This window comes from Falsiroseomonas tokyonensis (genome assembly GCF_019024325.1).
Lineage (GTDB): Bacteria > Pseudomonadota > Alphaproteobacteria > Acetobacterales > Acetobacteraceae > Falsiroseomonas > Falsiroseomonas tokyonensis.
The window spans coordinates 828479-847600 of sequence record NZ_JAFNJS010000002.1; the positions used below are offsets into that span (position 1 = coordinate 828479).

At 70.9% G+C, this 19122-nt stretch carries 23 protein-coding genes and 2 tRNA genes; 16 read left to right on the top strand and 9 right to left on the bottom strand.

Translation table 11 applies throughout. The features are described 5' to 3' along the window. Positions 1-162 precede the first annotated feature (162 nt). From J3S20_RS10125 to J3S20_RS10140, 4 genes are all read left to right on the top strand, one after another. Complete coding sequence (locus tag J3S20_RS10125) at positions 163-720, top strand: manganese efflux pump MntP (protein ID WP_216836304.1); 558 nt, start codon at positions 163-165, stop codon at positions 718-720. Between the two features lie 26 nt (positions 721-746). Further along, entirely contained in the window at positions 747-1874 is a 1128-nt protein-coding gene (locus J3S20_RS10130; protein WP_216836305.1) for an acetoin utilization protein AcuC, read from the top strand. Further along, positions 1871-2353 (top strand): DUF192 domain-containing protein, encoded by a 483-nt coding sequence (locus J3S20_RS10135; protein ID WP_216836306.1) that lies wholly within the window; start codon positions 1871-1873, stop codon positions 2351-2353. Before J3S20_RS10130 ends, J3S20_RS10135 begins: the two co-directional genes overlap by 4 nt. A gap of 41 nt (positions 2354-2394) precedes the next feature. Further along, positions 2395-2468, top strand: a tRNA-Pro gene (locus tag J3S20_RS10140). Positions 2469-2472: 4 nt separating this feature from the next. Here the strand turns inward: J3S20_RS10140 and J3S20_RS10145 are convergent. Both J3S20_RS10145 and J3S20_RS10150 read right to left on the bottom strand, forming a co-directional pair. Beyond that, positions 2473-3246, bottom strand: a complete 774-nt coding sequence (locus J3S20_RS10145; protein WP_216836307.1) for an alpha/beta fold hydrolase — start codon at positions 3244-3246, stop codon at positions 2473-2475. After that, a complete protein-coding gene (locus tag J3S20_RS10150; protein ID WP_216836308.1) occupies positions 3246-4205 on the bottom strand; it encodes a Bug family tripartite tricarboxylate transporter substrate binding protein in 960 nt (319 codons plus the stop codon). Before J3S20_RS10150 ends, J3S20_RS10145 begins: the two co-directional genes overlap by 1 nt. Positions 4206-4379: 174 nt before the next feature. On the opposite strand from J3S20_RS10150, the gene J3S20_RS10155 reads away from it, so the two are divergent. From J3S20_RS10155 to J3S20_RS10165, 3 genes are read left to right on the top strand one after another with little or no spacing between them, the layout of a single operon-like run. Continuing rightward, complete coding sequence (locus J3S20_RS10155; RefSeq protein WP_216836309.1) at positions 4380-5576, top strand: amidohydrolase; 1197 nt, start codon at positions 4380-4382, stop codon at positions 5574-5576. Positions 5577-5607: 31 nt separating this feature from the next. Then, positions 5608-6600: a D-2-hydroxyacid dehydrogenase gene (locus tag J3S20_RS10160; RefSeq protein WP_216836310.1), complete on the top strand. Its 993-nt coding sequence runs from the start codon at positions 5608-5610 to the stop codon at positions 6598-6600. 56 nt (positions 6601-6656) lie between these two features. After that, positions 6657-7634, top strand: coding sequence for a Bug family tripartite tricarboxylate transporter substrate binding protein (locus tag J3S20_RS10165; RefSeq protein ID WP_216836311.1), 978 nt, complete (start codon positions 6657-6659; stop codon positions 7632-7634). A gap of 84 nt (positions 7635-7718) precedes the next feature. Here J3S20_RS10165 and J3S20_RS10170 read toward each other — a convergent pair whose 3' ends face one another. From J3S20_RS10170 to J3S20_RS10180, 3 genes are read right to left on the bottom strand one after another with little or no spacing between them, the layout of a single operon-like run. Further along, positions 7719-8291: a peroxidase-related enzyme gene (locus J3S20_RS10170; RefSeq protein ID WP_216836312.1), complete on the bottom strand. Its 573-nt coding sequence runs from the start codon at positions 8289-8291 to the stop codon at positions 7719-7721. Beyond that, positions 8288-8737 (bottom strand): CMD domain-containing protein, encoded by a 450-nt coding sequence (locus tag J3S20_RS10175; protein ID WP_216836313.1) that lies wholly within the window; start codon positions 8735-8737, stop codon positions 8288-8290. The genes J3S20_RS10170 and J3S20_RS10175 overlap by 4 nt, the downstream gene beginning before the upstream one ends. A 16-nt stretch (positions 8738-8753) precedes the next feature. Then, a complete protein-coding gene (locus tag J3S20_RS10180) occupies positions 8754-9746 on the bottom strand; it encodes a Bug family tripartite tricarboxylate transporter substrate binding protein (protein WP_216836314.1) in 993 nt (330 codons plus the stop codon). Positions 9747-9862: 116 nt separating this feature from the next. On the opposite strand from J3S20_RS10180, the gene J3S20_RS10185 reads away from it, so the two are divergent. After that, complete coding sequence (locus J3S20_RS10185; RefSeq protein ID WP_246602532.1) at positions 9863-10861, top strand: nitrile hydratase subunit alpha; 999 nt, start codon at positions 9863-9865, stop codon at positions 10859-10861. Positions 10862-10911: 50 nt separating this feature from the next. Here the strand turns inward: J3S20_RS10185 and J3S20_RS10190 are convergent, their stop codons facing one another. From J3S20_RS10190 to J3S20_RS10200, 3 genes are all read right to left on the bottom strand, one after another. Beyond that, positions 10912-11613 (bottom strand): isochorismatase family protein, encoded by a 702-nt coding sequence (locus J3S20_RS10190; protein ID WP_216836315.1) that lies wholly within the window; start codon positions 11611-11613, stop codon positions 10912-10914. 62 nt (positions 11614-11675) lie between these two features. Continuing rightward, complete coding sequence (gene sugE / locus J3S20_RS10195; RefSeq protein WP_216836316.1) at positions 11676-11990, bottom strand: quaternary ammonium compound efflux SMR transporter SugE; 315 nt, start codon at positions 11988-11990, stop codon at positions 11676-11678. A 28-nt stretch (positions 11991-12018) separates the two neighbouring features. After that, complete coding sequence (locus J3S20_RS10200; RefSeq protein WP_216836317.1) at positions 12019-12915, bottom strand: bestrophin-like domain; 897 nt, start codon at positions 12913-12915, stop codon at positions 12019-12021. A gap of 160 nt (positions 12916-13075) precedes the next feature. Between J3S20_RS10200 and J3S20_RS10205 the strand changes: the two genes are divergently transcribed. The 4 genes from J3S20_RS10205 (at position 13076) to J3S20_RS10220 (ending at position 14626) form a co-directional block, all read left to right on the top strand. Then, positions 13076-13402: an ETC complex I subunit gene (locus J3S20_RS10205; RefSeq protein WP_216836318.1), complete on the top strand. Its 327-nt coding sequence runs from the start codon at positions 13076-13078 to the stop codon at positions 13400-13402. A 10-nt stretch (positions 13403-13412) separates the two neighbouring features. Beyond that, a tRNA-Arg gene (locus J3S20_RS10210) sits at positions 13413-13489 on the top strand. 215 nt (positions 13490-13704) lie between these two features. Beyond that, positions 13705-14064 (top strand): H-NS histone family protein, encoded by a 360-nt coding sequence (locus tag J3S20_RS10215; RefSeq protein WP_216836319.1) that lies wholly within the window; start codon positions 13705-13707, stop codon positions 14062-14064. Between the two features lie 61 nt (positions 14065-14125). Continuing rightward, complete coding sequence (locus tag J3S20_RS10220; protein WP_216836320.1) at positions 14126-14626, top strand: HXXEE domain-containing protein; 501 nt, start codon at positions 14126-14128, stop codon at positions 14624-14626. 4 nt (positions 14627-14630) lie between these two features. Here J3S20_RS10220 and J3S20_RS10225 read toward each other — a convergent pair whose 3' ends face one another. Further along, on the bottom strand, positions 14631-15623 hold the full coding sequence (locus J3S20_RS10225; protein ID WP_216836321.1) for a DUF2891 domain-containing protein: 993 nt from the start codon (positions 15621-15623) through the stop codon (positions 14631-14633). Between the two features lie 200 nt (positions 15624-15823). Between J3S20_RS10225 and J3S20_RS10230 the strand changes: the two genes are divergently transcribed. From J3S20_RS10230 to J3S20_RS10245, 4 genes are all read left to right on the top strand, one after another. Further along, positions 15824-16456, top strand: a complete 633-nt coding sequence (locus tag J3S20_RS10230; RefSeq protein WP_216836322.1) for a peroxiredoxin — start codon at positions 15824-15826, stop codon at positions 16454-16456. 5 nt (positions 16457-16461) lie between these two features. Next, on the top strand, positions 16462-17463 hold the full coding sequence (locus tag J3S20_RS10235; protein ID WP_216836323.1) for a cysteine synthase A: 1002 nt from the start codon (positions 16462-16464) through the stop codon (positions 17461-17463). A 6-nt stretch (positions 17464-17469) separates the two neighbouring features. Then, a complete protein-coding gene (gene cysE, locus J3S20_RS10240; protein ID WP_216836324.1) occupies positions 17470-18144 on the top strand; it encodes a serine O-acetyltransferase in 675 nt (224 codons plus the stop codon). A gap of 65 nt (positions 18145-18209) precedes the next feature. Continuing rightward, positions 18210-19007: an enoyl-CoA hydratase/isomerase family protein gene (locus tag J3S20_RS10245; protein WP_216836325.1), complete on the top strand. Its 798-nt coding sequence runs from the start codon at positions 18210-18212 to the stop codon at positions 19005-19007. Positions 19008-19122 lie beyond the last annotated feature (115 nt).

A 19122-nucleotide genomic window follows, 5' to 3' on the forward strand; every position in this document is an offset into this window, starting at 1 on the left:
GTATGCGGTGCGCGCGGGCGGCTGGCAAGAGCGGGCGAATGCCGCGATTCGTCTCCTCCTCCCGCTTCTGTAGCCTGCGGAACAACTTTGGGTTCAAACTACAAGTATCGGATTTTAAAAGATAAATTTGACGGCCCGTGGCTCCGGGCCTAGGGGGGCGCCATGTCACCCGCCGCCATCACCCTCCTCGCCCTCGGCATGTCCGTGGATGCCTTCGCCGCCGCGCTCAGCCGTGGGGCGGTGGGGCCACGCGTGCGGATGGGTGATGCGCTGCGCACCGGCGCGGTCTTCGGCGTGGTGGAAATGGCGACGCCGGTGATCGGCTGGTGCGCCGGCATCCTGGCGGCGGGGCAGGTCGCGGCCGTCGACCATTGGGTGGCCTTCGCGCTGCTCGGCCTGGTCGGGCTGCATTGCCTCCATGCCGCGCTGAAGCGCGCGCCGGATGCGCCGCCACCTGGCCGCTCCGCCTGGATGCTGGTGGCGGTGGCGCTGGGCACCAGCATCGATGCCATGGCGGTCGGCGTGTCGCTCGCGGTGCTGGAGGTGGATATCTGGATCGTGGCGCCCGCCATCGGCCTGGCCACCTTCATCATGGCCACGGGCGGCATGATGGCCGGGCGCCTGCTCGGCAGCCGCTTCGGGCGGGGGGCGGAGGCGCTTGCGGGGCTGGCGCTGATCGCCCTCGGCACCTCCATCCTGGTCGAGCATCTGGCCGGATAGTCCCTGCCGCCCCATCTTGGCGGCGCATGCGCCCCCTTCTGATCGGCTCCGAAATCTACCGCGGCTCCACCTATGGGCCGAAGCACCCGCTGGCCATTCCGCGCGTCTCCACCATGCTGGACCTGGTCCATGCGATGGGCTGGGTGGCGCCGGGCCAGTACCAGGACAGCCCGCGCGCCACGCCCGACCAGCTGACGCGCTTCCATACGCCGGACTACATCGCCGCGCTGATGCGGGCGGAGGCGAGACAGGCGGTGGATCCGGCGCATCGCGAGCGCCATCGCATCGGCGCCGACGGCAACCCGGTCTACCGCGAAGTCTTCTCCCGCCCCGCCACCGGCGCCGGCGGGGTGATGCTGGCCGCGCGACTGACCGCGGAGGGCGGTGTGGTGCATGTGCCGGGCGGCGGCACGCATCACGGCCAGCCGGATCGCGCGAGTGGCTTCTGCTACCTGAACGACGCCGTGCTGGGGCTGCTGGAATGGCTCGACCAGGGCCTCGACAACATCCTTTACCTCGATATCGACGCGCATCACGGCGACGGGGTGGAGGCCGCCTTTGCGGATGATCCGCGCGTCTTCACCGTCTCCATCCATGAGGCCGGGCGCTGGCCGAATTCCGGGCCGGTCGAGAACCGGGCAGGGGGGCATGCCCGCAACCTGCCGGTGCCGGAGGGCTTCAACGACAGCGAGATGGATTTTCTTCTCCGCCACGCCGTCCTGCCGATCCTGCGCCAGCGTCGGCCGCAGGCCGTGATGCTGCAATGCGGAGCGGATGCGATCACGGAGGACCCGCTCTCCCGCCTCGCTTTGTCCAATGCGGCGCACCGGTCCGTGGTGCAGGCGCTGATGGGGCTGGCGCCGCGGCTGATCGTGCTGGGCGGCGGCGGCTACAACCCCTGGTCGGTCGCGCGCTGCTGGGCCGGGGTCTGGGCCACGCTGAACCGCCTGCCGATCCCGCCCCGCATCCCGGCCGCGGCGGAGGCCGTGCTGCGCGGCCTGGCCTGGACCCGCGCGGCCGGCCGCAATCCGCCGGAGGCCTGGTTCACCTCCATCGCCGATGCCCCGCGCCCCGGCCCGGTGCGGCCCGAGATCCGCGCCCTGGCGGCACGCACCCTGGAAGGCCTGCCGGAGCCTGCTAAGGTGCCCGCATGATCACACGCCGCCCCCTGCTCGCCGCCCTCGGCTTCTCGGCCGTCACCCCGGCGCTGGCCCAGCCCGGCGTGGACCGCCCGCAGCCGAAGCTGCCGACGGAGCCGCTGGTGATCGTCACCCGCAACGGCACTCGTCACACTTTCGCGGTGGAAATGGCGGTCAGCCCCGACCACCAGATGATCGGCCTGATGTTCCGCCCGAGCGTCGGCGCCGATGAGGGAATGCTGTTTGACTGGGGCCAGCCGCGCGAGAGCAGCATGTGGATGCGCAACACGATCGCGCCGCTCGACATGGTCTTCATCGCCGCCGATGGCCGCATCCACCGCATCGCCGAACGCACCGTGCCCTACAGCCTGACCCCGGTGGACAGCCGCGGCCCGGTGCGCGCCACGCTGGAACTGCAGGCCGGCATCACCGAGAAGCTGGACATCCGCGTCGGCGACCGGGTGCAGCACCGCATCTTCGGCACCGCCCCCTAACCCTTGCTCCCCGGGCCGCAGGCCCGTAGGTATCCGCCGGACGGGGTGTGGCGCAGCCTGGTAGCGCGCCTGTTTTGGGTACAGGAGGTCCTCGGTTCGATTCCGGGCACCCCGATCCTTCAGCCCTCCGCCAGGAAGTCCAGCAGCGCCGCGTTGAAGGCCTCGGGCTGTTCCCAATAGGCGGAATGGCCGGACTCCGCGATCACCACGCCCCGCGCATTCGGCAGGCGGCGCAGGAATAGGCGCTGGATCGCCGGTGGCGCCCAGAGATCGGCATCGCCGTTCACCAGCAGCGTCCGCACCGCCAGGCCGCGCAGCGCCTGCCAGGTCAGGGCATTCGCGGCCGGCTGGCGGAAGCGGCCGCCGGGATGGGCGCGCCGCTCCAGCGCCAGCCAGCGGGCCACCCCCTCCGGATTCTCCGCCCGGTAGCTCGGCCCGAGCTCCTGGAAGTCGATCGGCAGCTCGGTGAATCCGGGCGGCCGCAGCCGGGCGCCGAGCGCCAGGTAGTCCTCGTCCACCACGCCCACGATGGTGCAGGCCAGCGTCAGGCTGCGCAGCCGGTCCGGATGGGTCAGGGCGAAATCCGTGGCCACCAGCCCGCCCGCCGCGGTGCCGACCAGGTGGCAGGGGCCGAGGCCCAGCCGGTCGAGCAGCCCGAGAAGGTCCCCGCTGCCCGTCCCCGGCGCATCCTTCGGTCCGGTTTCCGAGCCGGCATGGCCCCGCCGGGAATAGGCGATGACCCGATAGCCGGCGCCGCGCAGCGCCGGCAGCTGGTGCTCCCAGATGTCCTTGCTGCCGCTGGCCGCATGCAGCAGCACCACCGGCGTGCCGTCCCCGCCGGTGTCCCAATAGGCCAAGCGCAGATCGGGCAGCGCGACCTCGCCCTCGATCATCACTCGGCGACAATGCCGGCGGAGCGGATCACGGCGCCGAACTGCCGGTTGTCCTCCCGCAGATCTTCGGCCAACTCCGCCGGCGCGCGGTAGCGCGCTTCCACGCCGCCGCGGGCCAGCCGCTCGATGAAGGCGGGCTCGCGCGTCGCCGCTTCGACATGGGTGGCCAGGATATTGACGATCTCAGGTGGGATCCCCGCCGGCCCCATCAGCGCCTGCCAGCCGGAGGTGTGGACATTCGGAAACCCCTGCTCGGCCAGAGTCGGCAGATCCGGGAATTGCGGCAGGCGGCGGTCGCCTACGGCCGCCAGCGGGCGCAGCCGGCCCTGCTGCGCGTGCTGGATCACCACCGTGTCGATCATGAAGTCCACATCCCCGGTCATCATCGCCTGCACCGCAGGCGCCGAGCCGCGGAAGGGGATGTGCAGCGCCTCGAACCCCGCCTCGCGGCGGAACATCTCGGTCATGATGTGCAGGGTGGAGCCGATGCCGGAGGTGCCGTAGTTCAGCCGGCCCGGATGGCGCTTCCCGTAGGCCACCAGCTCCGCCAGCGTCGTCACCGGCAGGCTGTTGCGCACCGCCAGCAGGCGCTGGGATTCGCTGATATTGGCGATCGGCGTGAAGTTGCTGGAGTCATAGCCGACCTGGCTGAGATGCGGCAGGATCGAGAAGATCGCGTTGCCCGCCAGCAGCAGCGTGTAGCCATCCGGCGCCGCCACCGCGACCGCACGCGCGCCGATCGCGCCATTGGCGCCGCCCTGGTTCACCGTCACCACCGGCACGCCGAGGCGCGGCGCCAGCGCATCGGCGATCAGCCGGCCCACCAGGTCGCCGGTGCCGCCGGGCGTATAGGCGATGATCAGCCGCACCGGCCGGTCCGGATAGGCGGCCTGGGCGGGCGCCAGGGCGGCCAGCAGCAGCCAGCCGGCCGCGGCCATGCGTCGTGTCCAGGCCTTCATCCTCGTCTCCTCCGCCGGCGCATCCCGGCGCGCCTTGCCGCCATGCTATCCGCGCGGCGCGGCGGCGGCGGCAGGCAAGTCGGCGCATTTCATCTGCCGGAATGCGCCGCGCCGCCGCGCTTCCCGTCCGCGGCCGCCCGGGCTTTCATGCGCCGAACCGCCGGAGACCGCGCCATGACCGAAACGCTGCTGACCCATCTCCGCCTGGCCGATGGCAGCCGGACGCGCATCGCCATCGCCGGCGGCCGCATCGCGCAGATCCTGCCCGAGGGCGCGCCGGCGCCGGAGGCGGCGGAGGTGATGGACCTCGGCGGGGCGCTGCTGCTGCCCGCCCTGGTCGATGGCCATATGCATCTGGACAAGACCCTGTTCGGCCTGCCCTGGCAGCCGCATGCCGCGCAGCCCTTCCGGCAGAGCCGCATCGAAACCGACCAGCGCCTGCTGCCCAGCCTGCCGCTCTCCACCGCGGAACGGGCGGGCGCGCTGATCCGCCGCTGCGTCGCCCATGGCACCGCGCATATCCGCACCCATGCCGACATCACCCCCGATTTCGGCCTGACCGCGCTGCATGGCGTGCTGGAGGCGAAGGCCGCGCATGCCCATGCGGTGACGGTGCAGGTGGTGGCCTTCCCGCAGGCCGGCGTGATGCGCCAGGGCGGCGCGCCGATGCTGGACCTGCTCGACTCCGCGATCCGCGAGGGTGCGGACCTGGTCGGCGGCATCGATCCCTGCGAGGTGGATCGCAACCCCTCCGGCCAGCTGGACGGCCTCTTCGCCATCGCGGCGCGCCGCGGCGTCGGCCTCGACATCCATCTGCACGAGCCGGGCGAGCTCGGCCTCTACAGTCTGCAGGAGATCTGCGCGCGCGCGAAATCGGCGGGGATGCAGGGGCATGTCACCATCAGCCACGGCTTCTGCCTCGGCCGCATTTCCGAATCCAAGCAGAAGGCGGCGGCGGCGCTGATGGCGGAGTCGGGCGTGTCCCTCGTCACCCATGGCGCCGGCGGGGCCACCCTGCCGCCCCTGATGCTGCTGCGGCGGGAGGGCGTGCGCGTCTTCTGCGGCAATGACGATGTGCGCGACACCTGGAGCCCCTATGGCAATGGCGACATGCTGGAGCGCGCCGCGGTGATCGGCTGGCGCGAGGATCTGCGCACCGACCCGCTGCTGGAGGACCTGTTCGCCATGGTCTCGGCCGAGGGCGCGCTGGCGCTGGGCATCGCGCAGCACGGCATTGCGGAAGGCCATCCGGCGAACCTGTTCAGCATCGCGGCGGAGAATGTGCCGGAGGCGATCGGCCAGCATCCGCCGCGCGGGCTGGTCTTCCATGCCGGGCGCCTGGTCGCGCGCGATGGCGCCTGGGTGGGTTGACGCCCAGCGCGGTCCTGCGAGGCTCCGCCGCATGCGCATCCATATCCAGAATCCCCAGGGCGAGACGCTCTTCCCCGTCACGCCCGCCCAGGTCGCCGCCGCCCTGGCCCGCCACCCCGAGATCGGCTCGCCCGAATTCTCCTATGCCGAGGACGATGCCGGCTTCGCCGCCGCCATGGCCGAGGCGGAGGTCCTGCTGACCTGGACCCGCGTGGTGAAGGCGCGCTTCCCGGTCGGCGCCCTGCCGGGCATCGCGCCCAGGCTGAAGGTGATCGCCTGCACCTCCGCCGGGCTCGATGGGCTCTCGCCCTTCACCTGGCTGCCGCCGGAGATCGTGCTGCTGAACAACCGCGGCGCGCATGCGGCCAAGGCCGGCGAATTCGCGCTGATGTCGCTGCTGATGCTGGCCAACCACATCCCCTTCTTCGGCACGCAGCAGCGGGGCGAGAGCTGGACCAAGCGCTTCGGATCGACGCTGGCCGGCCGAACGGTCTGCATCCTGGGTCTCGGCAGCATCGGCGGCACGGCGGCCAAGCACGCCAAGGCCTTCGGCATGAAGGTGATCGGCGTGCGCAACAGCGCCACGCCGCATGAGCATTGCGACGAGGTGGTTACCACCGCCGGCCTCGACTCCGCGCTCGCGCGCGCCGAATTCCTGCTGCTGGCCTGCCCGCTGACGCCGGAGACGCGCGGGCTGATCGACCGCCGCCGCATCGGCCTGCTGCCCGCCGGCGCCAAGCTGGTGAACATGGCGCGCGGCGCGGTCTGGGACCAGGACGCGGTCTGCGATGCGCTGGAGGCCGGCGCGCTGGCCGGCGTGGTGACCGATGTCGCGGTGCCGGAGCCGCTGCCGGCGGGCCACCGCCTGTGGCGCACGCCGGGCATGCTGGTGGTCCCCCACGTCTCCTCCGACGACCCCGCCACCTACAACGACGACACGCTGGACATCCTGTTCCGCAACCTGCTCGCCATGCGGGCAGGCCAGCCGGCGCCGAACCGGGTGGAGCCAGAACGGGGCTATTGATGGCGCCGGGCGGCAGGCCGTAGCGTCAGCCTCCGCTGAACGAGGATGCCGCCGCCATGAGCCTCACCCGCCGCACGCTTCTGGCCGCCACGGCGCTGGGCGCTGCCACGCCGGCACTTGCCCAGCCCGCCTGGCCGACGCGGCCCGTCCGCCTGATCGTCCCGGCGCCGGGCGGCGGCGGCACCGCGGATACGCTGGCGCGCATTTTTGCCCAGGAGCTCGAAAAGCGCCTGCCGCAGCCGGTGGTGGTGGAGAACAGGGGCGGCGCCGCCGGCAATATCGGCGCCAATGCCGCGGCGCGGTCGGATCCGGATGGGCATGCCATCCTCTGGGGCTGGGCCGGCACGCTGGCGACCAACCCGGCGATGTACCGGGACATGCCCTTCGACCCGGTCCGGGATTTCACGCCCGTCGTGCTGATCGGCAGCGTGCCCAACATCCTCACCGTGAACAACGACGTGCCGGTGCGCGACCTCGCGGCCTTCACGGCCTATGCCAAGGCGCATCCCGGCGGCATCAACCACGGCACCACGGGCAATGGCTCCTCCATGCATCTGGCGGCGGAGCTCTTCGCCTCCCGCACCGGGACGCAGCTGACCCATGTGCCCTATGCGGCGCCGGCGGCCGCCACCACGGACCTGATCGCCGGGCGCATCCAGGCCATGTTCAACCTGGTGACCGGCGCCAAGCCGCTGGTGGAGGCCGGGCGGGTGCGCGCCATCGCGGTGCTGGCGGACAGCCGCGTGCCGCAACTGCCGGATGTGCCCACGACGGCGGAGCTCGGCATGCCCGGCCTCGCCTTCGGCACCTGGTTCTGCCTGATGCTGCCGAAGGGCGCCGCGCCCGCGCTGGTCGCGCGCATCAACGCGCTGGCGAATGAGGTCCTGGCCGACCCCGCCGCACGCCAGCGGCTGGAGGCCGCCGGCATGGCCTTCGACGGTGGCGGCACGCCGGAACGCCTCGCCACCTATCTGCGCGAGGAGATGGTCCGCCACGCGGAGCTGGTGCGGATCTCCGGCGCGCAGATCAACTGATCGGTGCGGCCGCGCAAAAAAGCCCTCTCCCCCCGACGGGGGGAGAGGGTTGGGTGAGGGGGGCCGAGGGCGTTTTGCGCCCTGCTACACCCCCCGCGGCAGCAGCGGATCGCCCAGCGTCAGCATCAGCCGGTTGGCATTGGCGAACATCGCCACCGAATGGATCAGGTCGAGGATCTCGAGGTCGTCCAGCCCCGCCGCGCGCAGCGGCGCCAGATGCTGGGCGGTGACGGCGCCGGGGTCGCAGGTCAGCGCCTCGGTGAAATCGGCCATCGCCTTGCGGCGCGGATCGGGCTCCGCGGCCCAGCCCTCATCCAGCAGGCGCTGCATGGCGGGTTCCTCGCCCGTCAGCTCGACGAAGCGCTTGGCATGGACCGAGGTGCAGAAGACGCAGCCATTCACCATGGAGACCACGGCGGTGGACAGCTCGCGATCCGCGCGATCGAGCCCGCCCTCGGCGTACATGACGATATTGAATAGCGCGCCGCGCTCGCCCAGCGAGCCCGGATCATGCGCCAGCGTCAGGAAATAGGTGGAGCGCCGCTGCGCCGGCGGGCAGGCCTCCAACGCCGCGAGCTGTTCGGGGGTGGCGGTCTCGGCCTTCACGGGGGCCAGGCGCGGGCGCCAGCCGACGGGCTTCAGGGTGAAGCGGCTCATGCAGCCTTCTCCTGCATCAGGGCGCGCAGCCCGGCCAGCAGCCGCACCTGGTAGGGCACGAAGGCGATGAGCTGCGTCGCCGCCACGATGTCGCGGGAGGTCAGGCCGAGGGCCACCAGGCCATCGATATCCGCCTTGGAGGTGGATTCCGGCGCCATGGCCGTCTTCTCGGCATAGGCCAGCAGCGCGTCCAGACGCGGGGAGGGGGTGGGGGAAGGGGCAAGTCCGGCAAAATGCGCCGCCAGCGCCGCCTCGCCCTCGCGCTCCGCCACATGGCGGGCCAGCGCCGCACGCTCGGCCAGGCTCAGACCGCCCGGATCGGCGGGCAGCAGCAATTCGCGATAGGCGCCCTCGGCATGGCGCAGGGCTTCCGGGCGCTGGCGACGGAGGCGGCCCAGCGGGCTGTCCGGCGCCAGGCCGAGAATGTCTTCGATCAGGTCAGGCAAGTCGGTCCTCGGGTGGCTATTGCACCAGGATGTTGCCCTGCTGGACCACCTGGCGCCAGCGGGCCAGCTCCGCCGTCACCAGCGCGGCATATTCGGCGGAGGGCACGGGCCGCGGCTGGGTGCCGCGCTCCGCCAGCTGCGCCTGCATGGCGGGGTCGGACAGCGCGGAGCGGGCGGCATCCCCCATCCGCTGCACCACGGCATCGGAGGCGCTGCGATGGGTATGCAGGCCGAACCAGGCCTCGGCGGAGAAGCCCACCAGGTTGAACTCCGCCCCCAGCTCCGCCAGCGCCGGGACATCCGGCAGTTCCGGCAGGCGGACGGCGGAGGTGACGGCCAGGGGCAGGACGGTGCCGGCGCGGATCTGCGGCAGGGCGGTGGGCAGGTTGTCGATGAAGGTATCGACCTCGCCGCCCATCACCGCCACCATGCCGGGCCCGGCGCCGCGATAGGGCACGTGCTGCAGCCCGGCGCCGGTCTGCTGGTTGATCAGCTCCCCGGTCAGATGGGTGGAGGTGCCATTGCCGGCGGAGGCGAAGTTGCGCATCCCGGGCCGCGCCTTGGCATCGCGCAGGAAGGCCCGCACGTCGCCGCCCGGCACCTTGCCCGGATTGGCGACCCAGACATTCGGCACCGTCACCATCAGCGTCAGGGCGCGGAAATCGGTCTCCGCATTGTAGGTCAGGTTGCGGTAGAGCGCGGGGGCGATGCCGTGGGAGGCGATCTGCGAGACGAACATCGCATGGTCGTCGCCTTCGCGGGCGAAGCGGCCGGCGGCGGTGGTGCTGCCAGCGCCGGGCTGGTTCTCCACCACCACGGCGCGGCCTAGCCGGTCGCGCATCGCCTGGGCGACCAGGCGGGCCACCACATCCGTGGTGCCGCCGGGCGGGAAGGGGACGATCATGCGCAGGTCGCGATTGGGCCAGGCGGCCTGCGCCAAGGCGGGGGCGGCCAGCGCGGCGGCGCCGGCCGCCAGCAGGCCGCGGCGGCCCAGTTCTGCTTTTGTCATTCCCATCGGTCTCCCGGTTGTTTTCCCGACCTTCGCCAATGATCGTCGCCCTGTCGAGGCTTCCGATGCCGCTGGGGTCCGATTAGCGTACCGGCTGCATTCCAGAGGACCGGCCGATGACCGACCTGCCCCCCAACCATCCGCCCCATGACGCCGGCGGCCGCTTCGACGGCCCCGTGATCCGCGCGGAGCACGAGGCCGCGCATTGGGAGAAGGAGGCGGATGCGATCCGCATGCTGCTGTCCGACGCGAAGCGCCGGCTTTTCACCACCGATGAAAGCCGGCGGGTGCAGGAACAGCTGGACGACGCGACCTATTGGGCCATGCCCTATTACGAGCGCTGGATCCTGGCCTTCTCCAGCCTGATGATTTCGAAGGGCGTGGTGCCGGAGGCCGAGCTGCTGGCCGAGGAGGCGCGGCTGCGCGAAGCGGAGCTGGATGTGGTGGAGGATCATCACAACCACCATGACGATCACGGCCATGATCACGATCATGACCACGACCACGACCATGAGCATCACCCGTATCAGGAAGATCACGACGCGGCGGAGGAACGGCTCTCGCCGCTACGCCTGCGGGGCGTTGCCATGCGCAACCTGCTGCTGGCCAAGGGCGTGCTGACCGCCGCCGAGATCCGGGAGGAAATCGCGCGCATGGATGCGCGCAGCCCGCATAACGGCGCCGCGATCGTCGCACGCGCCTGGACCGACCCGGCCTATGCACAGCGACTGGAAGCGGATGCCGTGGCGGCGGCGGCGGAGCTCGGCCTGGATGCGGCGGGCACCAAGCTGGCCGCGCTGTTCAACACGGCGACGCGGCACCACCTGGTGGTGTGCACGCTGTGCTCCTGCTACCCGCGCAGCATCCTCGGCCGCCCGCCCGCCTGGTACAAATCCCGCGCCTATCGCGCGCGCGCGGTGCGTGATCCGCGCGGCATTCTCGCCGAATTCGGCACCAGCCTGCCGCCGCGGGTGGAGCTGCGCGTGCACGACAGCAATGCGGAGCTGCGCTACCTGGTGGTGCCGCAGCGCCCCGCCGGCACCGAGGGCTGGGATGAGGCCCGGCTGGCGGGGCTGGTGACGCGCGACGGCATGATCGGCGTCACCACGCTGTAGGGGGCGGAGGCGAAGACCCCCTCTCCCATGAGAGGGGGAGGGGCTTTTCTCTACTCCGCCGCGCGCGCCATGCCGAAGCGCGCGTTCAGCTCGCGCTCGACATAGTCGAGGCTTTCGACATCGGCGAACTTCATGTCGAGGTCGAAGAGATTGGCGCGATGCGCGGAGGGGCTGCGATCGCCGCAGGCTTCCTCCACCAGCACGGTGCGGAAATTGTGGCTGAAGGCGTCCATGGCACCGGCCCGCACGCAGCCGCTGGTGGAGACGCCGCAGATGATGACGGTGTCCACCTCGTCGTAGCGCAGGAAGGCCTCCAGTGGCGTCGCGAAGAAGCAGGAGGGCTTGTTCTTCATCACGACGCGATCGGCCTCGCGCGGCGCATAGGCTTCCGGCCATTCATCGGCGCGCGGGTCGCGGCTGTACTGGTGGTCGTTCGCGGTGCCGAGCTTCAGGTTCCACAAGCCGCGATAGCTTGGGTGCCGGCGGTCGTCGCGGCGGCTGTAGTAGATCGGCAGGTCGAGGCGGCGGAACAGCGCGGTCAGCCGCGTCAGCGCCGCGATCAGCGCCGGATCCTCCCGCCCGCATTGCGAATAGGCGGGGTCGACGAACATGTAGGTGGTGTCGATGTTCAGCAAAGCGGGGCGGCGGCCGATGCCGATGCGCCGCGCGAAGCCGCCCTTGCGATAGGTCTCCAGCTCCTCATCCGGCACGAAGCCGCGCCATTTCGCCAGCTTCTCGAGGTCTTCGGTCATGCTTGGGTCCTCCTGGGGGGAGGGTCGCGAGGGAGGCGCGCGGGGTCAAGCCGCGGCGGCCTTCAGCTTGCCAGCTTCAGGGTCACGATGCCGCCGACGATCAGCGCGATGCCGGCCAGGCGTCCCGCCGTGGCGGGCTCGCCCAGCAGCCAGATGCCGAGGATCGCGGTACCCACCGCGCCGATGCCGGTCCAGATGGCATAGGCGGTGCCGATCGGCAGCGACTTCAGCGCCAACGCCAGCAGCCAGAAGCTGGCCGCCATGGCGGCGATGGTCAGCACGGAGGGCCAGAGCCGGCTGAACCCCTGGGTATGCTTCAGCCCCATGGCCCAGCCGATTTCCAGCAATCCGGCACCCACCAGGTAGACCCAGGCCATCGCCAACCCTCCATGGATGGAGGGCTAGTTAGGGCCTGGGCGGCTGCGGGTCATCCCCGGCCAGGCGCGCGGCGCCCGGGCTGGGCGGCGGCTGCGCCACCATCAGGCCCCGACGCACCGCGGCCGCGACCTCCGCCCGATGCGTCGCGCCCTGGATCAGGGTGCGGTAGGGCGCGGGGGAGACCGAGAGGGTGCCGCGGAAGGGCTGGTCCATCAGGAAGACGAAGGCGATCAGCGCCGCGACGCCGGCGGCCTGGATGCCCAGCATGGCCAGCACATGGCCCTTCGGCGGATACAGCGCCCCGGTGGCCAGCAGCAGCAGCATCAGCAGGCGGATCAGCATCCAGAAGGCGCTTGGCAGGCCATCCGCCGCATGGCGCAGCCGTTCCTCCCGCGCCGTGTCCAGGTCATCCGCCTGCTGCAGCAGGTCCTGCGCCATCACGTCGGAAAGGCCGGCGGCGGCGGCGGCATAGGCGGCATGCTCCACCGCCTCGGCCAGGCGCTGGGTTTCCGGATGCCGGCCGTGATCGGCCATGGTCGGGAATTCCTGCTCCGCGATGCTGCGCAGATAGGCCAGCAGCCCGGCATGCAGCGCGGCGCCGGGCGGGCCGATCCGATCCGCCAGCCGCGCCATGCCGCCGATCGCCGAGACCTCCACCGAGACCACGCGCTGCGCCTCGGCCAGCTGGGTGCGGGCCTGGATGGCGCAGAAGGCGAGGGTGAGCGTCAGGGCGGAGACCACGGCGGCGGTGGTGCGCATCGCCATGTCGATATGCGCCTTGTCCTCCGGCAGCGGCAGGCGCGGCGCCACAAGGCGGCAGGTCAGCACCGCCAGCAGGGCGGCGCCCAGCATGTAGATGGCATAGACCGCGACATCCGGCAGGTCGTAGAGCAGCAGTGGCGGGGCGACGAGGGGCGGTTGCAAGGCGGCCTCCGGGGCGGGGCCGCAGTATCGGCGGGCGGTGCTTGACCGGGCGTTAGCGGAAGCCGGGCATGCTGGTCCTCGCCACCCCGGCGACAGGCGGCGCGCTTTTGTGTAAGGAAGCGCGCCGAGACCCTAGCCTTCCGAGGAAGACCGCAGCCTCATGTCGCGCGACAGCCAGATTGCCCGCATCCACCGCCAGCCGAAATCCGCCATGCAATCCGGCCGCGCCGGCGCCGGCGCCTGGCTGCTGGAATTCGCCCCCGGCGAGCCGAAGCAGCTGGACCCGATGACGGGCTGGCCGGGCTCCGGCGATACCCGGGCCCAGGTGAAGCTGCGCTTCCCGACGGCCGAGGCGGCCATCGCCTATGCCGAAAGCCGCGGCTGGCGGTATGAGGTGGCGCAGCCGCCGACGGTCCGCGCCGATATCAAGCCGAAGGCCTATGCGGACAATTTCAAGTTCGGCCGCGGCGAGAATTGGTCCCACTGACCCCGGCTTCGCACCCGTAGCTCAGCTGGATAGAGCATCGGATTTCTACTCCGTTGGTCGGGGGTTCGAATCCCTCCGGGTGCGCCATTTCCGCCTGTACCGCGCCGGCCCTCGCATTGCGGCCTGGCATCCGCTCTGATGTACTTCCAATACAATCCGGTCCCGTGCCAAAATTAGGATATCCCGCGAAGTGGATATCCTTTCAGCCGGTATAATCCCCGCCACCCGCATTGCAGGCGAATCTTGCGAAACGCGGCAAATCGGCGTAGCGCAGTTCTGCTAGCTGAATTGGGATGCAGGACATGGCTGAAAAATCTCCGATCAATCTCGACAGCCTGAGCGTGGCGGAACTCACCGCCCTTATCGCGGCCGCCGAGGCCAAGCGGCAGGAGAAGCTGGAAGGCGCCAAGGCGGCGCTGATGGAAGAATTCGCGCAGAAGGCGGCCGCATTGGGGATCGATGTCGGTGAGCTTTATGGCCGCGGCCCCCAGGAACCCTCCGCCTCCACCGGCCGCCGCAAGCCACGCAAGGATGCCGGACAGCCGGTGCCGGTCAAATACCGCTCGCCCAAGGGCGAGACCTGGTCCGGCCGCGGCCGCAGGCCCGGCTGGCTGACCGAGGCGCTGTCCCGCGGCAAGTCCGTCGAGGATTTCCGGGCCTGATCGGCCGGCCCGCCCCGCAAGGGGCGGGCCATCCTCAGCATGGTTGCGCGGCGGCTGGCCCATGGCAGTGGCATTGCGGTTCGAACGCTTTCTCTGGGCCCTTCCGGTCGCCTATGCGATCCATATTCCCGAGGAATTCCTGGCGGGATTCCCGGCATGGATGACCCTGCACATGCAGGCCCGGATGGACGACCGTGGCTTCCTGCTGAACAATCTCCTCTTCATGTGCATTCTGCTGGGGCTCTCCGCCTGGGCCTCCCGCAGCCGCTCCGCGATTTCCGCCTTTCTCTTCATGAGCTGGGCCAGCGGAAATCTTTTCTGGAATTTTATCTTCCATCTGGTCACCACCCTGATGGCGGACAGCTATTCCCCGGGGCTGGTCAGCGCCACGCTGCTTTATTATCCGATTGCCATCTGGGTCAGCGTTCTGGGCGTGCGCAGCGGGCGGATCGGCGCGGCGGGATTGGTGGGCGCGCATTCCCTCGGGGCCGGGTTGATGCTTTTCGTCATCTGGTCCGGCCTCTGGCAGTTCCGGCTGCCCTGGCTCTCCCCCGGCGTCTGAAAGCTCAGTTCTCCAGCGCCAGCAGCGCGAAGCTGGCGAGCCAATGGGCCCCCATGTAGCTGTCCTCCAGATGCGGCAGGCTGGCAGCCAGATGCGCCTCGGCCGCCGCCCGCAGCACCTCGGTGCGCGGATCGCCCTCCGGCAGCGTGGCCAGCAGGCGGCGCAGGCACCAGGCGCGGGACAGGTTCAGCCCGTCCAGATGCACGATCCGGCCATCCTGCCGGTCCGAGACGCGGGCAGGGGTGAAAAGGCTTGCGGGCTGCCGCGCGGCCAGGCGGGGCAGGAAGGCGTCCCGCCAGGGGCCGAAGCGCGCGGGCCCCAGCAGCCGTGCCATGCAGGCGGCCTCGACCAGGGCCGGGGAGAGGAAATCCTCGCCCGAGGGCTCCCAGGCCTGGCAATCGGTATCGGCGCCGTACCAGCGCCAGGCGGTGTCCTGCAGCAGGGCCAGCAGCGCCGGGTCCTGCGCCTCGGCCCAATCGGCCGCGAGCAGCAGGGCGAAGGCAGTATTGCCATGCACGCCGGCGCGGATCGGGTAGTCCGCGCGCGGCAGGTGGTCGCGGAAGCGCGCGGCGAAGTCCGCCGCCAGCGGTGCCAGCACGGCATGCCAGGGGGTGCCAACAAGCTCCGCATGCAGCTTCAGCAGCCAGGCCCAGCCATAGGGCCGCTCAAAGCCGCGCGCGGAGGGGCGGGCGAGATAGGCGCGCTCGGCGGCAGTGTTCTCCGCGGTGAAGGCGGCGTCGAAGCGCGCCCGGATGGCGGGCGCAGCCGGCAGATCGGGAAAAAGCTTCAGCAGCCTGGCCAGCAGCCAATGCGCATGCACGCAGGAATGCCAGTCGAAGCTGCCATGGAACATGGGATGCAGCAGGGCAGGGCGCAGCAGGTCCATCGGCCCGGTCAGCACATGGTCCAGCTTCTGCGGCCATTCCTGCCCGACATGACCCAGCGCGATTAGCGCCAGATCCTGCGCCTGAAGCGGTTCCAGCCCAGGATCCGGCATCTGAATTATTTTCCCCATCCGGCCGCCCGCACGACCGTCTCCGTCTCCATCCGCTCGGGCTGGGGAAAGGCAAGCGGCGCGGCCATGCGAATGGAGCATGCACGATGCCGTGGCAGCCGGGAACGGGCCGGCGGGCCGTCTGGAATCGGGCTTCGAAATCCCCTTATCGTCCCCATGACGCGACAGGCAGAGAGGACGCCATGACCATCCAGCTCGGCCAGGTGGCCCCCGATTTCGAAGCCGAGACCACCCAGGGCAGGCTCCGCTTCCATGAATGGCTCGGCAATTCCTGGGGCGTGCTGTTCAGCCACCCGAAGGATTTCACCCCCGTCTGCACCACGGAGCTCGGCGAGACCGCGCGGCTGAAGCCGGAATTCGACAGGCGCGGCGTGAAGGTCATCGGCCTGTCGGTGGACAGCCTGGAACGCCATGCGGGCTGGGATGCGGATATCGAGGCCACGCAGGGCCATGCGGTGAACTTCCCGATGATCGCGGACCCGGAGAAGAAGGTCGCCGCCCTCTACGGCATGGTGCATCCGGATGCCGATCCCGCCATTACCGTGCGCACCGTCTTCGTCATCGACCCGGCGAAGAAGGTGCGGCTGTTCATGGTCTATCCGCCCAGCACCGGCCGCAACTTCGACGAGATCTTGCGGGTGATCGACAGCCTGCAGCTGACCGATGGGAAGAAGGTGGCGACGCCGGTGAACTGGCGGCCGGGCGACCGCGCCATCATCCCGCCCGCCATCGGCGATGAGCAGGCCAAGACGCTGTTCCCGCAGGGGTGGGAGGCGGAGCGGCCCTATCTCCGCTGGGTCGAGGTGAAGGCCTGACCGCGGTGGCCCGCATCGCCGACGGGTTCTGGGGGGCGGTCGGCGAGACGCCGCTGATCCGCCTCAGGCGCGCTTCCGAGGCGACGGGCTGCGAGATCCTCGGCAAGGCGGAGTTCATGAACCCGGGCGGCAGCGTGAAGGACCGCGCCGCCCTCGGCATCCTGAAGGCCGCCATGGACCAGGGCCTGCTGGTGCCCGGCCAGCCCGGCACGATCGTGGAGGGCACGGCCGGCAATACCGGCATCGGCATCGCGCTCGCCGCCAATGCCATGGGCTGGCGCAGCGTGATCGTGGTGCCGGAGACCCAAAGCCGGGAAAAGCTGGACTACCTCCGCATGATCGGCGCCGACCTGCGCGCGATTCCGGCAAAGCCCTACAGCGACCCCGGCAACTACGTGCACTTCTCGAAGCGGCTGGCGGAGGAGCTGGGCGCGGTCTGGGCCAACCAGTTCGACAACCTGGCCAATGCCCGGGCGCATGAGGCGACCACCGGCCCCGAGATCTGGAACCAGACCGGCGGCCGGATCGACGCCTTCACCTGCGCCTGCGGCACCGGCGGCACGCTGGCGGGCGTGGCCCGCGCGCTGAAGGCGAAGAAGCCGGGCGTGCGGATCGTGCTGGCCGATCCCGGCGGCTCCGGCCTGCTGGACTGGGTGAAGACCGGCACGCCCAGGGCGGAGGGCAATTCCATCACCGAGGGCATCGGCCAGGCCGCCCGCGCCCCCGGCAACCTCGCCCAGGCCCGCGACCTGATCGACGACGCCATCCGCATCGAGGATCCCGAGATGCTGCAGCAGGTCTTCGACCTGCAGGCGCATGAGGGGATTTCGGTCGGTGGCAGCGCCGGGCTGAACGTGGCTGCCGCCATCCGCGTGGCGCGCGACCTCGGGCCGGGCCATACCGTGGTGACCATCCTCTGTGACGGCGCCGCGCGCTACCAGTCGAAACTGTTCAACCCTGGCTTCCTGCGTGAGCGTGGCCTGCCCACGCCACCCTGGCTGGAGTGACAGGCCATGGCGCTCGAAATCATCGAACTCGCCCGCACCATCCGCGCCCGGGACCCGGCGCGGCCGAGCTGGGTGGAGGCGATGCTGTCCTATGCGGGGCTGCATGCGGTGCTCTGGCATCGGCTGTCGCATGGGCTGTGGGGCCTCGGCCTGCCCGCGGCCGCGCGCTTCTCCTCCCACCTGGCGCGCTGGCTGACGGGCATCGAGATCCATCCAGGAGCAAAAATCGGCCGACGGCTGTTCATCGACCACGGCATGGGCGTGGTGATCGGGGAGACGGCGGAGATCGGCGACGATGTGCTGATCTATCATGGCGTGACCCTCGGCGGCCTCTCCGGCCAGCCGGGCAAGCGGCATCCGACGCTGGAGGATCACGTGACGATCGGCGCCGGCGCGCAGGTGCTCGGCCCCATCCGCATCGGCCGCGGCGCGCGGGTCGGCGCCAATGCCGTGGTGGTGGCGCCGGTGGCGCCGGGCTGCACCGTGGTCGGAATCCCCGCCCGTCCGCCGCGCGGCCAGCCCTGCCAGGACCCCTCGATCGGCTATGGGTTGAGCGCCACGGTGGATGAGGACCCGGTGGGCGAGCAGCTCGCGGCGCTGCGGGCGGAGCTGGTGGCGGTGCGCGCGGAGGTGGCGGCGCTGCGGGCCGCGCAACGGGAAGGGGAATGCGAGGGGGTCTGACCCCGGCTTGACGCGACCGGATGCCGGGCGGAGTTTCGCCCGGCCAGCAAGGGAGCAAGGGGCGCATGACCGAGGAAAATCCCGTTCTGATCACCAGGGACGGACCGGTGGTGCGTGCCGTGCTGAACCGCCCGCATCGCCGCAACGCCATGAGCCAGGCGCTGGTCGAGGCGCTGGACGCGCTGCTGGCGGAGCTGAAGACCGACACCACCGCCCGCGTCCTGGTCCTGTCCGGCGCCGGCGGCCATTTCTGCGCCGGCCTCGACCTGACCGAGGTGGGCGCCGTGGAGACGCCCGAGGAGAAGCTGGCCCGCCAGCACGCCCGCAACCAGAAGACCGGCGCCCGCTTCAACGCCATCGCCGAACTGCCCCAGGTGGTGATCGCGGCGGTGGAGGGCGCGGCCTATGCCGGCGGCCTCGGCTTCGTCACCGCGGCCGATATCTGCCTGGCCTCGGCGGATGCGCGCTTCTCCGCGCCCGAGGTGCGGCGCGGCCTGGTGCCAGCGCAGATCCTGCCCTGGCTGGTGCGCCGCATGGGGCGCAGCGAGGCCGCGCGGCTGTGCCTGCAGGGCCATGTGATGGATGCGGCGGAAGCGGCGCGCTGCGGCCTGGTGCACCAGGTGCTGGCCGATGCGCAGACGCTGGAACTCGCCGTGCAGGCCACCATCGGCGACATTTTGCAGGGCGCGCCCGGCGCATTGGCGGAAACCAAGGCGCTGCTGGCGGCCCTCGGCCCCGTCTCGCCGCCCGAATATGCCGAGGCCGGTGCCCAAAGCTTCGCCCGCCGCGCCGCGAGCCCGGAGGCCGAGGAAGGCATCGCCAGCTTCAAGCAGCGCCGCAAGCCCAGCTGGATGACCGCGTGACCTTGCCCTCAGACGCCGGGCGTCGGCATCCGCCGACTTGGCTTCGCGGCACGGGCCGCGGCGGCCATTCGGCCGCTTGGCTGATGCGAGACGCATCAGTCGCCTGTCGCCTGCC